Raw genomic sequence first — 15,161 nt, 5'->3', positions numbered from 1 at the left:
TCCAGCCTAGGAAAGATGAATTAGGGAAAACCGAAATAGGACAATAGACCTCCATGAAACCCCGCCCGAGAAAACGATTTGGCCAGCATTGGCTCCAGAGTGCGACGGTCCTTGATCAGATCGCCCAGGCGGCGCATTTGTCCGCTGGGGATCACGTGTTGGAGATCGGCCCGGGTAAGGGGGTGCTCACCGAGCGTCTGCTGGCCCAGGCGGGAAAAGTGGTTTCAGTGGAAATTGACCGGGATCTGTGTGGTTATCTCCGCAAGCATTTCCAGGGTCATCCGCGCTTTGAGCTGGTGGAGGCCGATTTTCTGCATCTTCCCTTTGTGGGGATGCAGGCCGATCCGGTGTTTTCCGAGATCAATAAGGTGGTGGCTAACATTCCCTACAACATTACCGGGCCGATTCTTGAAAAGCTTCTGGGTCCGATCGATCGCCCTTTGGAAAAAAGCCTGGAGGTCATTGTGCTGCTGGTGCAAAACGAAGTTGCCCAGCGAATTGCAGCGGTGCCTGGATCGAAGGCCTTTGGGGCCCTATCGGTGCGGGTGCAGTACCTGGCCCATTGCGAGGTGCTTTTCCCGGTCCCTCCCTCGGCCTTTAAGCCGCCTCCCCAGGTGGAGTCAGCCGTGATTCGCCTCACTCCGCGCCCCTATCCTCATCCGGCTCCCCAACCGCGCTGGATGCGAACCTTAGTTAAACAGGGATTTAGTACTCGCCGCAAAATGCTGCGCAATACCCTGGGGGCAATGTTCACCAAAGATCAAATCACTGCTGCCCTGGTTTCAATGCAGATCTCCCCGGAGGTAAGGGCCGAAGATCTGGGCCTGGATCAGTGGATTGAGCTGAGCCGACGCTTACCCGCTCCCGCTCGTGCCATGGAGGGGGGCGCGGAATCTTAATTTTCGCCGTGGTTCGTCAGCAAAGGGGATCTCCACTGCTACAGTGGGCAATGGTTCTTCCTTGCTGTTGCTGCGCCCCTTGCCTATGCAGTCCTACACTCTTCTGGCTCCGGCAAAAATTAATCTGCTCTTGGAGGTGATTGGCGATCGCCCGGACGGCTACCACGAACTGGTGATGGTGATGCAGAGCGTGGATTTAGCCGATGAGGTGAAGATCACCCCTCTAGCCGGGGATCGCATTATCGTGCGCTGTGATCATCCGATGGTGCCCACGGACTCCAGCAATTTGGCGTATAAGGCGGCCCGGCTGATGCAGCAGCAATACCCTGGCCATGGCGGTGTGGAGATTCAAATTCAGAAGCGGATTCCCATTGGAGCCGGGTTGGCGGGCGGGTCCACCGATGGTGCTGCCACTCTGGTGGGGCTGGATCTGATGTGGAACCTGGGGCTAACCCAGGCGGAGCTGGAATACTATGCCGCTCAGCTGGGCTCGGATGTGCCCTTTTGCGTGGGTGGCGGGACCAAACTGGCCCTGGGGCGAGGGGAAGAGCTCTCGCCCCTAGCCGATCTAGATCAGTGCTATGCGGTGTTGGCCAAGTACGACAGTCTCTCGGTGTCCACGCCTTGGGCCTACCAAACCTATCGGACTCGGTTTGCAGATTGCTACGCGAACAGCCCAGAGGCCCAGGAGGTGCGGCGACGTCAGGGTCCCTCTGTACCCTTGCTTAAGGCCATGCAGGCCCAGGATTATGTGCAGATTGGGCAATGCCTCCACAATGATCTTGAAAGGGCGGTCTTGGATGAGTTGCCTAGGGTGGCAAGGCTGAAGGAGACGTTCCTGAAGCATCAGCCCCTGGGCTGTCTGATGTCCGGATCCGGGCCAACGGTTTTTGCCCTGACCCAGACCCAGGCGGAGGCCCAAGCCTTGGCCCAGCAGGTCCAAGCCGCCATTGCCGATGCGGACCTGCAATGCTGGGTGACCCAGTTTTGTCGGTTCGGTATCTCAGTGCTGGAGCCTGTCTAGTCCAGGGCATGGACGCGAATCCACCCGCCGGCTGGATTAAACCAGCCCTGGACCTGGATCGAGGCGTGATTGGGCAGGCTCTGCAGTTGATCATGAACCTGGGCGTGGAGGGTGACCAGACTCCAGGGAGTCTGCCCCGGAGGATCCAGATGGATCTGATAGTGATTGGGGCCGCAGCGCTCGAAGCGTCCTTGAACGGTGTGGAGGCGCTGCTGCTCGGCCTTGCCCAGCCGTGGGGAGCAGGGCGGCAAGTCTGGGCAATTGCCCGTGGCGGGATAGCGGCTGGGGTCCTCCAGGACCTCGATCTGACGCTGCTTCCAGTCGGGATGGTGGGGGGCTAAATTGTAAAACGGCACCACTGCCGCCGGGGCCAGGGCATCGTTGAGAAGAGCGTTTTGCAGCGATCGCACCTTGAGGGCGCGGGGTTGAATTCCTTGCTGCACTGCCAGGGCAGCGGCCATGCCAGCGGCCTGACCTATGCCGAGCACCAGGGGCTGCAGGCGGGTGGCGCCGTTTGCCATGTGGGAGACGGAAATATTTTTCTCGCACACCAGCAGCCCATCCACCGCCTTGGGAACGAGGGACCCGTAGGGAATGGTGAAGGCTGTGCCGGTCCAGCGCCCTCCCCAGCGCATGGATTTGGGGGCGAGAGGGATGTCTCCGCTGGGGTAATGGTGATCGTTGGCATAGTTGCCAATGGCAATGGCGCTCACCTGTCCCGTGTCATCGCGAGGCAGGGGCGCCACCGCCCCCTGGGGCAGGAGATCTTGTTCAATGACGGTTGTCATTCCCACCAGTCGTCGGCTTTCACGATAGTAGGGATGTAGTGCAAAGGCCCCACCGCCAAGCTGTCCAGGCCGCGAGGGAAAGAGGGAATCCGCAAGTTCGTAGGGGTGCTCTAGATGATGGCTGAGGAACTGGGCAAACTGCTGGCTGTGGGCGTGGGCTTCGCGCAAAAACGCTTGGCGTTGTTGGGCCGATTCAAAGAGCCGGATGACGCCCTGGGCGTAGTCATTGCCGTGCTGGGGCCAGTTGATCATGTAGCGCTGATGGGGAATCGCCCCGTATTGGATAAAGGCATGGGGGCTGTAGCCTTGTAAAGCCTGCTGGAAGGGGCTAGGCCCTGAGGGCGGCGCGACGCGGCCTGCCCCTGGGTCCATAGCAGATTGCAGATAAAACACCCAGGTGGGGGCCTGAACCGGGTAGCGCTGAGTCAGGGGAGATTCCTCCAGGGGGGCACTGGGCTCTTGCCATTGCGATTGCAGCTCCCATCCCAGTCGGTGGGGGACCTCTCCCAGGGCCAGAAGGTCTCCCAGCTCGGTGCCATCCAGGGTCAGGTCCGCATAAACGCTGAGTCCGTCAAAGGCTACGCCAGTGATGCGATCGCCCTCCCGGAATACGGCCTGGGGCTCGTAGCCCTGAATCCATTGTAAATGAGGAAGCTGAGCCACCCAGTCGGCAAAGATACTGGCTCCGGTGTGGGGTTGATAGGTAAAAAAACTAACCCAGCCATGGTCCACCCCGCTTGGTTCGCGGTCCAGGATTGCCCTCAGGAAGGATCCCCACAATCCTGTTTGAAAGGCCGTTAGCTCATTGCCGTCGGGAGCACAAACCCCGGCTGAGGTGAGCATGCCCCCTAGCCAAGGCCCCTCACTGACCAGGATGGTTTCGACGCCCTGACGCGCCGCCTGGATGGCCGCGGCGGTTCCTCCGGTTCCACCCCCCACCACCAGGACCTGCGTTCGAAGAATCTGCTGAGATGGCATGGCGTGCCTCAATAAAGGGTTTCGTTACGAATGACAATCTGCAGTGCCACGTAGGCTGATTCCAGGAGTCGAGGCCTAGAGGGATAACAGTCAATTTGATCCAGCAGCACCTGCACCTTATCGGCAATATCGGCGCTGTTGGTGGTGAGGTCATTGCCCCGAAAGTTGAACCCCGGCAGTAGCGCGATCGCCCCCTGGTCTCGTGCCCACTGCTCTTGATCTGGAGGAATCTCGCTGGCGCGGCCGCTGGTGAGGATGACTTTTAACTGGCGATAGCGTTGCTGCAGCCGCTCTAAAAAGGCCGCTGGATCGGGCTTGAGCTCACTGATCTCCAGCAGTAATACATCGGGTAGCTTATCGCCGGCTGTGTCTAGCTGTTCTAGCACGTCTAGCATGTCTCCATCATCGGTGTGCCAGATGACGGAGACCCCCTGGGAAATTAAGATTTCCCGCCAGACTTCCCCCTGTAAGTTGTAGTTTTGATGCATGAGCACCAGCTTATAGGGGAAATCTGAGCCCTCCGAGGCGTTGGACCGGGTCAGTTCCCGATACTCCAGCTCCGTTTTCCCAATTTTGAGGCGATCGCCCTCCTTGAGGCGGACGGGCATCTCAATCCGCGTGCCATTGAGAAAGGAACCATTGCGACTGCCCAGATCCACAAAGAAAAAATCGCCCGTGCGGGCCAGCTGCAGCAGAATGGCGTGCTCGCGGGACACCATCCGGTCCGACAGAAAAATTGAGCTCTCTTGACTGCGTCCTAGGGTCCAAGAGGTTTGCCCCACCAGCAACAGATGATACTGCCCGGTACTGCTGTGAACCAGCAGCCGAGGGAGCACCACCGACACAGAGGAGGTCAACTCTCCGGTGGGCTCTTGGAGTAGGCAGGTTTCCACGAGTCGACTTTCAAGGGGCCTGGCCAGGCAGTAGCCCTGACCCCATTCACAGCCCAGAGCGCGCAGCTGGGCCAGCTGCGTCACGCTTTCAATTCCCTCGGCCACCACCTGGAACTCTAAGCTGCTGGCAAGATGAATCACCGAGCGAACAATTTCCAGGTTTTCCTTGTGGTCTAAGCGACTCACAAAGGACCGATCAATTTTAATCACGTCCACGGGATACTGCTTAAGGGCGCTGAGGGCGGAATATCCCGTCCCGAAGTCGTCAATGCACACCTTGACCCCCAGGGTGCGCAGCTGTTGAAGGTGGTGAGCAATGACCTCGGGATCTTCAATGAAGGTCTTCTCCGCCACCTCTAGTTTTAAGCAGTGGGGCGGAATCTGCGTTTGGGACAGAATCTGCTGGACCGTGTCGACAAACTCCCGATGGATCACCTCCGATGCCGAAAGGTTCACGCTCATGAATAGGGGCGGATCGGCTGGAAAGGTTTGATGCCAGAGCTTGACCTGCTGCAGGGATTCGCGCAGGACCCACTGGCCAATGGCAATCATGGTGCCGTTTTCCTCGGCGACCGGAATAAATTCAGCCGGACCGACCAACCCTCGTTCGGGATGTTGCCAGTAGACAAAAACTTCCAGGCCGTCAACCCGTCCTGTTTCCAGGGACACCACCGGTTGATAGTACAGGCGCAGTTGCTGTTGGGCCAGGGCGGTTTGCAGATCATTTTCCAGCTGTAAACGCGCCACTGCGTGGATATGCATACCGGGATTGAAAATTGCAAACCGGGCCTTGCCCTGGGCTTTAGCTTGGTAAAGGGCAATGTCAGCATCGCGAAGCATTTCATCGGGCTGGTTGTAGCCAATTGAACTCAGGGCAATGCCAATGCTGGTGGAGGTGTAAATATCGCGCCCCTCCAGGACAAAGGGATGGCGCATCTGCTCTAATACCCGTTCACTAATCTGATTGACATCCTCCATATCGTTGATGTCGTCCACCAGCATGGTAAATTCATCTCCTCCCAGTCGGGCGACGGTATCGCCGGGGCGGATGCAGTCCTTGAGACGCTTGGCTACGGAGGCCAGCAACTCATCGCCGGCACGGTGACCGAGGCTGTCGTTAATCACTTTGAAGCGATCGAGATCTAAAAAGAAGACGGCAAAGCAGTAGTCAGGACGGCGCTTGGTGCGCTTTAGGACCCGCTCCAGGCGATCCATGAATAGAGATCGATTGGGTAAGGTGGTCAGCTGATCGTAAAAGGCGTCAAACTGGAGCTGTTCCTGGGCCTTTTTGGTCTCAGTAATATCGGTCAGCACCCCCTCTAGGGCTAGCAGCTGACGGGTGGGGTCCAGGACCGCCTGACCCTGTTCGAGAACCCAGCGCTGATCGTTATTGCGGTGTCTGAGACGATATTCAATTTGGTAGGGATCGGGCTGCGATCGCAGCACATGGAGCAGGGTCGCCAGGGCTAAAAAATCATCTTCGTGAATCAGGGCATTGTAGGTCAGCAAATCCCCCGCCAGCAGTTCTTGTGGGGTAAATCCGGTGAGGCGCTCACAGCCAGCACTGAGATATTCCATGGGCCAGGTCTCCTCCACGCTGCGGGAGAAAAGAACGCAGGGCAATTGGTCAACGTGGGGAACATGAGGCGGCGTAGACGGCGGCTGTTGATCGGTCATCTGAGAGGCAGAATGGGAGGGGTCCGCCTGGCTGTCAAGTTGTCGGAAGTCCGTCATGGCACCCTGGGGAACCCTGGAGAACGTGGAACAATCTGTTGAAAGATATCCTAGCCTGAAGAACAGGACTTCCGACATAAAGCCAGGAAAGGGAGAGAAAAGAATAATGACGGCCCTCACTCCAGAAATCTGTGGGTCTATGGATCGCAGGGGCAGGGTGCCTTGACGACTCAAACTTAGAAGGCCGGGTTCAACGGGTTCCTCGCCTGCCTGGGGCTAGGAGGAGGACGAGGCCGGGGCCTGTCCCTGGGCAGAATCAAAGCGCTGCTCCCAGGCGGCATGGTTTTGTTTGGCCGACTGCACGAGGGGGGAAAACCGCAGGGCTTGAAAAATCAGGGCGTTAATCCAGGACAGGGGAAACCGGAGCGGCCGGGCAATATCGGCAAACAACACCACGCGATAGCCGTCGGTTTCGTTCCAAACTTCATGGGGAAAGGTATCGTCAAAAATGAGGCTTTTTCCCTCGTCCCAGTGACGGAGATGATCGCCAATTTGAATGCGGCAGTTTTGGCGCGGTTCGGGAACCTTCAGCGCCAGATGATAGCGAATAATGCCCTTGTGTTTTCCCGTGTGTCGGGGGATATGCTTGCCCGGTGCCAGAATTGAAAAAAATGCAGATTTTAGCCCTGGGACTTCCTGGAGCAGTTTCCAGGTCTGGGGACAGCGATCGCAGTTTTTTTGAGCAACATAGCCGAAGGCGCAGAAAAAGTAAGTTTTCCAGCCGTCATCTTTGCTGATACGCTCCTGGCGAGGCATGATGTCCTGAAAGTTGGGGAGGGCATCGGTATGGGCCAAAATCTGATCGAGCTCCTCCCGAATGGTTTTCCAATTGGCCTCTAGGGTGGCAGCCCAAGGAAATTGATCGGGACTAAAGCAGGCTGCATCTCCGACCAGTGAATAATCCGGAACGGCATCAATCAAGCGGCGCATGATCGGAGAATTAATGACAAATTGAACGCCGTCCTTCATCCGGTGAAATTCCTCCTTGGGATCAAGAGTTGAGATTGGAACCCTATCGTGGGAGTCCGCTGGGCCTGGGGCCTTTTTGCCCTTTGCATTATGGCATGACCGCTCCCCCCTGGCATGGGTCCTGCCTCGATTTAGACAAGGTTGCGTTTTCTTCCGGAAGGGTTGATAGTGTGATCTCCAAGAATGGGAGGTGTTGGGGAAAGGCATGGCGAATTCACAGATCCCCGAGTTCACCTGCGTGGGTCGGGAGCGCCCCTCCTGGACGCAGCTGGCTGTTCTGTTGGCCTCAGGGGCCTTGAGCAGTGCCGCGGGATCGATGGTGGCGCCCGTGTTTCCCGAGGTCATTGATACTTTAAAGGTCAGTCCCTGGTGGGCGGGATGGCTGGTGAGCATCCACACCCTAACCCTGGCCTTGGCCACCCCCCTGCTGGGTCTGGCTGCCGGACGGTTGGGCCATCGACGCGTCCTAGTGGGGTCTCTGGTTGGCTATGCCCTATTTGGGGTCTTAGGATCCTGGAGTCAGCACTTTGGGACCATGTTTTTGTGCCGGGCCATGGTCGGTTTTGCCAGTGGCGGCATTGCGGCGGTCAGTATTGGGGTCTTGAGCAGCCTTTACCACGGATCAGCCCGCACCAAGATGATGGGGTACGTCACCAGTGCCCTGGCCAGCTCCACGGTATTTTTCCCCCTTTTGGGAGGCTGGGTCGGATCTCAAAACTGGCGCTATGCGTTTTGGCTCCATGGCACAGCGCTCCCGGTGGCGATCGCGGCCTTGCTGTTTCTTCAGGTTCCGGCTGCCCTCCATCCCCTGAATGGGGATCTCAAGAACAACGCGGCCCTGGTGAATCTGGTGCAAAGGCGCGGCGTGATCGCCATTTTTTTGGCCTTGGCCCTGGCCTCTGCCCTGTTTTACGTGGTGGTGGTCTATGCGCCGCTATACCTCAAGGCGGCGATGAACGCTCCTCCCTTGATTAATGGCACAGTCTTGGCTACCCGCGCCATTGGGGCTGCGGTGGTCTCTGCCTTTGGCGCAACCAAACTAGCCCATTGGCTAGGTGCCAGAACAGCCATTGCCCTGGGGTTTTTCCTGATGTCTCTATCCCTGTTCACCATTCCCTTGGTATTGACGCCCACCCTGATTGTGGTCAGTGCCCTTCCCTTTGGGATTGGCTTTGGCATTGTCATGCCCAATCTGTATGACCGGCTCTCCACCTATGCACCCACTGCCCAGCAAACGGTCCTGCTAGGCCTAGGGACCGGAATTTCCTCCCTGGGCCAGTTTCTCTCGCCAGCTCTGTTTGGACCTGCTTGGGCCATGGTCCAGGAAGGCATCTTTTTTGTGGCAGCGGGCTGTGGCTTCAGTCTTTGCCTGGTGACTGCCTTGAGGCAACAGCAATCTCCGGAATAGGCCCTCTAGCTCAGGAGGAAGAATCCATCGCCAAGCCAGGTCAGGCCAAGGCCAGGGCTCCAGCGTGATCCAAAAGGTTCCCCTTGATGCGGGAGGGGGCGCAATGACGGGGAGGGGTTGGGAAAGTCAGGACACAATCTAGGCATAATAGTTCGGTACTCTTGCTTTTTGCTTGCCATGGCTTCTCTTCCCTTAACTGCGCTGGTCACAGTGCTCAGTCTGCTGCTCTATTTTGTCTTGACCATTAATGTGGGTCGAGCGCGGGCCAAGTATGGGGTTCCCGTCCCCCAAATGAGTGGTGACCCCAATTTTGAACGGGTTGTGCGGGTGCAGCAAAATACCCTGGAGCAGCTTATTTTGTTCTTGCCCCTGCTCTGGATATTTTCACTCTACGTTAGCCCCCTGATCGGGGCCATTTTAGGGGGCATTTGGATTGTGGGCCGCATTCTTTACGCCTGGGGCTATTATCAAGCGGCGGAGAAGCGTGGGCCGGGGTTTGCCATCGCCTCCTTAAGCGCCATGGTGCTTCTGGGCTGGAGTTTGGTGCAGCTACTGGTGATGACGGTAACCACTGCCTGGTAAGGTTTGCCTCTGATCGGGCTCTCGGGGGAGAAAATCGACGGTGCAGGCGCTGGGTTCAACAGATTCAGCGCCTCAGGGACCAGGAAACCAGAGAAACTCTCCTAGAAAATCTCTATCTAAAGGGGGATCGCGAGAGATTGCAAAACGCTTCAGCCTAGCGTTAAGGTATGAGCATTTGTTTGATATATCAGCCTGATACATGCTGGAGCTAGCCACCCTTGGGTTACTGCAAAAAGAGGCGCTGCATGGATATCAACTCACCAAAATGCTGGAGTTGTTCATGGGGTCCTGTATTAGCGTGAATTATGGAGCGATCTACCCCCTCCTGCGTCGTCTGGAGCGGCAGGGGCTGATTACCACCCTCTCCTCCACCTCTGAACGACCGGAAGCCTCAAGCCGGATCATTTATCGCACCACCGCGCAGGGGCATGAGCGGTGGCGATCGCGGATGCTGCAAACCCCCAACGAAAGCTGGGTTAACAGTCGGGCGAGATTCATGATCAAAGCCTTCTTTTTTGCGGAGTTAGATCCCAGCGAGCGAATTGCGCTCATTCAGCATCGGCTGGCCCAATGCTGGGAGCGTGAGCAGTTATTGCGCTCTAAGCCTTTGCCCCTGGGCCCCCTAGATGTTTACCAATCCCAAGCTGTTCAGCGCGGAATGGAGATGTTATGTGATGAACAGCAATGGCTACAGACCCTTTTGTCCCGAGAACAATCCCTGATGACGGGTCCCTCTGTCACTCCCTAGCGGCCCGATGGGTCAGATGCGAATGCCGTGAGTCCCCTGCCATGAGTCCCCTGCCATGAATCCTCCTCGAAATCCTCCCCATCCCACCTACGATCCGCCGCTAGAGGCCTCATCCGCTGAACCCATCCCTGCAGATACCGCTATCACCAGATCGGACGATTTTGAAAGCCCTCAGTCGTCCGATCAAGATTCCTCAGCCCCCGGCCGCCGATGGCTGTATCTGATCCTGGGGCTACTGGGTCTTGGCGGAATTGCCTGGCTATTGTACGGTCGCGTTGTAGCGCCCCTGACCCAAGGCGGGGCTCCCCCTGGGTTTGGCCCCATGCGGGTCTCGCTGGCCCAGCCTACCCTTCGACCAGTGCAAGATAGCACCGACTACGTGGCGAATTTAGGATCGCGCAAATCCCTGCAAATTCAGCCCCAGGCCAGCGGGCGGGTCAGTCAGATCTACGTGCGCCCAGGCGATCGCGTTGAGGCCAATGAACCTCTGCTGCGCCTAGATGCCACGGAACAGGAGGCTCAGGTGGCGGGAAGCCAGGCTGCAATCAATACGGCCAACGCCGAAATTGCTGCTGCCAATGCCGAACTAGAGAGTGCCCGCCGCGACCTAGAGGTTCTCAGGGCCACCCAGGCGTCGCGGGAGGCGGATCTGCAGTTTAAGCGCCAGGAGTACGACCGCTTTCGTCAACTCCAAGCCCAGGGAGCCACCAGTTTACAGAGTCTGCAAGAGAAGGAATCGGCCTGGAATCAGGCCCGCGCTAGCCTGGCTGAAATTAAGGCCCAGATCAGCGCCCAGGCGGCCACCATTGCCCGCGCCCAGGCCAATGTGATGCGCACTCGCCAGCAGCGAGAAACGGCCATTGCCGCTGCCAACCAGGCGCAGGCCCAGCTGAAGTATTACACGGTCGTCGCGCCAATTACCGGAGTTGTTGGGGAAATCAACGCCAAGGTCGGAGATCTGGTGGCCTCCTCAACGGCTTTGTTGGATCTGACCCAGAATCAGATGCTGGAGGTCAATATTGACATTCCCCAGGAAGATGCGGCGCGGCTGGCTTTAAACCTGCCGGTGCAGCTGATCGATAACCAGGGCAAGGTTTTAAAAAGCGGCCAGGTGTCGTTTATTTCCCCCAATGTCAATCCCCAGACCCAGTCGGTGCAGGTGAAGGCCAACTTTAGCAATGTGGGCGGACAACTGCGGACCAACCAATTTATTACGGCCCGAATTATCTGGGAGAGTCGCCGCGGGGTGCTGGTTCCCACCACGGCCATCAGTCGTTTGGCAGGGAAGAACTTTGTCTTTGTGGCCCAGCCCTACGGCGAGTCTAGCTGCCAAGCTGAGCAACAAGGCCCTCCGCCCGCGCCCGATCAGCTCGTTGCGGTGCAAAAGCCCGTGGATCTGGGGGCCATTGTGGGCAATGCCCAGGAGGTGTCCGCAGGCCTCAATCCGAGTGAACGCATCGTGACCTCTGGGCTATTGCAATTGCAAAACTGCGCCCCCATTCAAGCCAACCCATGATTCTCTCCGTCGCTAATTTCTTCATCAAGCGGCCCGTGTTCGCGACGGTCTGCTCCATCATTGTGACCCTTTTGGGCCTGGCCGCTATTCCCACCCTCCCTGTGGCCCAATATCCCAACATTACCCCGCCCCAGGTTTCTGTCAATGCCAACTATGTGGGGGCCAATGCGGAGGTGGTGGAGACCACGGTCACCAATATCCTAGAGCGGGAGTTGAATGGACTCGAAGGCGTTCGCTACGTGAAGTCCACCAGCGCCAATGATGGCACCAGCAATATTAATCTCACCTTTGATCTCGGGAGCGATCAAGATCTTGCCGCTGTCGACGTGCAGAATCGGGTGTCCAGTGTGCTTTCGCGTCTGCCCGGTCCTGTGACACAAACTGGGGTGCGGGTGAATAAATCCAACAGTAACTTTTTGTTGGCCATTGGACTCTACGCGGAAGCCGATGAGGCTGGACAGGATCGCTACGACGATGTCTATTTAAGTAACTATGCCGACCTCTATCTAGTTGATTCCCTGCGCCGGATTCAGGGAGTCGATGATGTGCGCATTTTTGGTGAGCGGAAATATGCCATGCGCGTCTGGCTCGATCCCAATCGTCTGGCCAGTCGAAGCTTGACACCCCAGGATGTGGTGGCGGCCTTGCAAGCTCAGAATCTACAAGTGGGGGCTGGGCAAGTGGGTCAGCCGCCCGTGGATGCCAACCAGCAATATCAATATTCCGTGACGGCTCTGGGGCGATTAGAAGATGCCGCCGAGTTTAATGAACTGGTGATCCGCACCGCTGAAGATGGCACCTTGACCAAGCTGCGTGATGTGGGACGGGCTGAGCTAGGCGCGGAAAACTATGGATCCTTGCTCCGGTTTATGGCCAGCGATCGCGTTTCACGCCGGGGCGTGGGACTGGGGATTCAGCAGCAGATCGGCAGCAATGCCCTGGATGTGGCCAACGCCGTTCGGGCCGAAATTGAAACCCTGTCGGCCAGCTTTCCCCCCGGCGTGAAATACGACATTGCCTTTGACACTACCCGCTTCATTGAGGCCGGGACCAGGGAGGTGATTACTTCGCTGTTGCTGGCCATTGTGCTGGTGATCGTCATTATTTATCTGTTTCTGCAAAACTGGCGATCGGCCCTGATTGCCTCAATTGCCATTCCCGTGGCCCTGGTGGGCACCTTTATTTTTATTAAGCTCCTGGACTTTTCCATTAACACCCTGACCCTGTTTGGCCTCACCCTCGCCACGGGACTGGTGGTGGATGATGCCATCGTGATTGTGGAGGATATTACCCGTCGCATTCAGGAAGAGGGCATGCAGCCCGTGGCGGCGGCGATCGCCTCCATGGACGATTTGCTGGGCGCGGTGATTGCCACCTCGATTGTGTTGGTGACCGTATTTGTGCCGGTGGCCTTTTTGCCAGGAACCGCAGGCCAGCTCTACCAGCAGTTTGCCCTCACCATTGCCTGCGCCATTACCGTTTCCACCTTCAATGCCATCACCTTGACCCCAACCCTTTCCGCGCTGCTGCTGCGTCAGGGGCAGACACCCAACCACTGGTTTTTTAACGCCATTAACGGATTGATTAATCGGGCCCGCCAAACCTATGGCGTTTCGGTGGCCTACATCACCCGGCATCGCAGCCTGGTCTTGGCTGGGTTTGCGGTGGCCTTGGTGCTCACCTATGGGCTGTATAACTTTGTCCCGCGGGCCTTTCTGCCCGAGGAGGATCAAGGTTACTTCATCACCATTGTGCAAGGCCCAGAGGGGGTCTCTCTGAACTACACTGAAAGCGTTCTCCAACAGGCGGAGGCTATTCTCAAGGAAGAGTCGGAGATCCAGAATATTTTTGCCGTGGGCGGATTTAGCTTCAGCGGATCGACCCCCAACAACGGAATTATCTTTTCAACCCTGAAGCCCTGGGATCAGCGACCCGGTCCCCAGGGATCGGCTGCCGCGGTGATTGAGCGTTTGTTTCCCAAGCTCATGGGGATTCAGGAGGCCACGGTCATTCCCTTTGCCCCCCCAGCGATTAATGGAGTGGGCAGCATAGGGGGCTTCGAGTTTTATCTGCAAGATCGGGTCGGGTTGGGCTTCGAGGTGATGGGGCAAACCCTGGGAGAATTCATGGGACGGGCGAGCACCTATCCCACTCCCCAAAATCCGGTTCTACAGCGGTTGCGCCCCAACTTTAGTGCCAACACCCCCCAAATTTCCGTGACGGTGGATCGCGCCAAGGCCAGTGCCCTTCAGGTGTCCATTGCGGATATTTTTGATACCCTGCGGATTTTTCTGGGGTCCACCTACGTCAATGACTTTAATCAGTTTCAGCGCACCTATCGGGTCTATGTTCAGGCGGACCAAGCGTTTCGATCCAATCCCGAGGATATTCGACAGCTCTACGTGCGATCGCAGACAGGACAGATGATTCCCCTCAGCAGTCTGGTGAGCGTCACCCAAACCAGTGGTCCATCGATTATTAATCATTACAATCTCTCGCGGGCCATTGAGATTAACGGCGCGGCGGCTCCGGGGCAGAGTTCAGGCCAGGCGATCGCTGCCATGGAAGCAGTGGCTAGGGAAACTTTGCCGCGAGGCTTTGGGTTTGAATGGTCGGGTTTATCCCTAGAGGAGATTGAGTCGGGCAGTCAAGGCGTGATTGTTTTTGCCCTGGGGATTGTCTTTGTGTTTTTGACCCTGGCGGCCCAGTATGAGAGCTACGTGGATCCCTTGATTATCATGTTGACCGTTCCCCTGGCGATGTTGGGGGCGCTCTTGGCCTTGGTCCTGCGGGGAATTGCCAACGATGTCTATACCCAAATTGGCTTTGTGATGCTGATTGGCATTGCCAGTAAAAATGCCATCTTGATCGTGGAGTTTGCCAATCAGCAGCGCGATCGCGGCATGAAGATTATTCCCGCGGTGATTGAGGCGGCTAAGGAGAGACTGCGCCCGATCTTAATGACGGCGCTGTCGACGGTGATTGGGGCCATGCCGCTCTTTTTTGCCACCGGGCCAGGGGCGGCAGCGCGCCAGTCCTTGGGCACTGCAATTGTGGGGGGGATGTGCATTGCCACGATTCTGAGTCTATTTGTGGCGCCTGTGCTTTACATTGTGATTAAGTCAGCGGAATCCCGCCTCCGTCCGCCATCGCCACCGCCGGATTCTCAGAATGGAACTGGAGACGGATTGGAGTCTGAGGATTGGGTGGCCGCAACCCGACCTGCTTCTGAGGCCGTTGCCACCCAGCGACGCACCCTTTGAGTGATCCCTTTCTTCCCTCTGGACTCCCGCTTGCCCGATTCCCAGGGGGCCTAATCTCCTCAGTGTTCTGAATCTCTCCGTAAATTTACCTAGGGCGTGCTCCAATTCCAACCCGGTGGATTGGCTGCCAATCCGTGGTTTTTCGGAAGACAGATGCTTTCATACCCCTTAGGATAAAAGGCGTTGGGCTACTTCCCCCCAAAAAGATTAGCCCTTCGCCAGTCTCCGATAAAGGCAACTTATTCCGAAAGGATAAGACGCAAACGAGCGATCCTAAACCCGCCTGTGGCAAGGATGCCCCTCTCCCCGAAGAGACTTTTTCAACTTTGTTCCCCAGGGCTAAACGGTCTGATCCTCCC

10 protein-coding genes are annotated in these 15,161 nt (G+C 57.3%); 7 read left to right on the top strand and 3 right to left on the bottom strand.

The window, feature by feature from the left end; all coding sequences use genetic code 11:
• Nucleotides 1-53 precede the first annotated feature (53 nt).
• Nucleotides 54-899, top strand: coding sequence for a 16S rRNA (adenine(1518)-N(6)/adenine(1519)-N(6))-dimethyltransferase RsmA (gene rsmA / locus QQ91_RS03775; RefSeq protein ID WP_166280240.1), 846 nt, complete (start codon nt 54-56; stop codon nt 897-899).
• Between the two features lie 85 nt (nt 900-984).
• On the top strand, nt 985-1,923 hold the full coding sequence (gene ispE, locus QQ91_RS03770; protein WP_166280237.1) for a 4-(cytidine 5'-diphospho)-2-C-methyl-D-erythritol kinase: 939 nt from the start codon (nt 985-987) through the stop codon (nt 1,921-1,923).
• Here ispE and QQ91_RS03765 read toward each other — a convergent pair.
• The 3 genes from QQ91_RS03765 to QQ91_RS03755 all read right to left on the bottom strand — a co-directional run bounded on the left by QQ91_RS03765 (nt 1,920) and on the right by QQ91_RS03755 (nt 7,285).
• On the bottom strand, nt 1,920-3,689 hold the full coding sequence (locus QQ91_RS03765; protein WP_166280234.1) for an FAD-dependent oxidoreductase: 1,770 nt from the start codon (nt 3,687-3,689) through the stop codon (nt 1,920-1,922). The two genes, ispE and QQ91_RS03765, sit on opposite strands and share 4 nt — an antisense overlap.
• An 8-nt stretch (nt 3,690-3,697) precedes the next feature.
• Nucleotides 3,698-6,316 carry an EAL domain-containing protein gene (locus tag QQ91_RS03760; protein WP_166280231.1) on the bottom strand — a complete coding sequence of 873 codons (2,619 nt, stop codon included), beginning with the start codon at nt 6,314-6,316 and terminating at the stop codon, nt 3,698-3,700.
• A 216-nt stretch (nt 6,317-6,532) separates the two neighbouring features.
• The gene (locus tag QQ91_RS03755; protein ID WP_166280228.1) at nt 6,533-7,285 is read right to left on the bottom strand and encodes an aspartyl/asparaginyl beta-hydroxylase domain-containing protein; all 753 of its coding nucleotides are present in this window, start codon (nt 7,283-7,285) and stop codon (nt 6,533-6,535) included.
• 205 nt (nt 7,286-7,490) lie between these two features.
• On the opposite strand from QQ91_RS03755, the gene QQ91_RS03750 reads away from it, so the two are divergent.
• The 5 genes from QQ91_RS03750 to QQ91_RS03730 all read left to right on the top strand — a co-directional run bounded on the left by QQ91_RS03750 (nt 7,491) and on the right by QQ91_RS03730 (nt 14,802).
• On the top strand, nt 7,491-8,693 hold the full coding sequence (locus QQ91_RS03750) for an MFS transporter (protein ID WP_166280225.1): 1,203 nt from the start codon (nt 7,491-7,493) through the stop codon (nt 8,691-8,693).
• Between the two features lie 177 nt (nt 8,694-8,870).
• Nucleotides 8,871-9,275, top strand: a complete 405-nt coding sequence (locus QQ91_RS03745) for an MAPEG family protein (RefSeq protein ID WP_166280222.1) — start codon at nt 8,871-8,873, stop codon at nt 9,273-9,275.
• A gap of 199 nt (nt 9,276-9,474) precedes the next feature.
• Nucleotides 9,475-10,023: a helix-turn-helix transcriptional regulator gene (locus tag QQ91_RS03740; RefSeq protein ID WP_166280219.1), complete on the top strand. Its 549-nt coding sequence runs from the start codon at nt 9,475-9,477 to the stop codon at nt 10,021-10,023.
• A gap of 55 nt (nt 10,024-10,078) precedes the next feature.
• On the top strand, nt 10,079-11,539 hold the full coding sequence (locus QQ91_RS03735) for an efflux RND transporter periplasmic adaptor subunit (protein ID WP_166280216.1): 1,461 nt from the start codon (nt 10,079-10,081) through the stop codon (nt 11,537-11,539).
• Nucleotides 11,536-14,802, top strand: coding sequence for an efflux RND transporter permease subunit (locus tag QQ91_RS03730; RefSeq protein WP_166280213.1), 3,267 nt, complete (start codon nt 11,536-11,538; stop codon nt 14,800-14,802). Before QQ91_RS03735 ends, QQ91_RS03730 begins: the two co-directional genes overlap by 4 nt.
• Nucleotides 14,803-15,161 lie beyond the last annotated feature (359 nt).

The sequence above is a fragment of the Lyngbya confervoides BDU141951 genome (assembly GCF_000817775.3).
Lineage (GTDB): Bacteria > Cyanobacteriota > Cyanobacteriia > Thermosynechococcales > Thermosynechococcaceae > Lyngbya > Lyngbya confervoides.
Note: the sequence above shows the minus strand (reverse complement) of the source record. Positions and strands in the feature narration are given on the sequence as shown.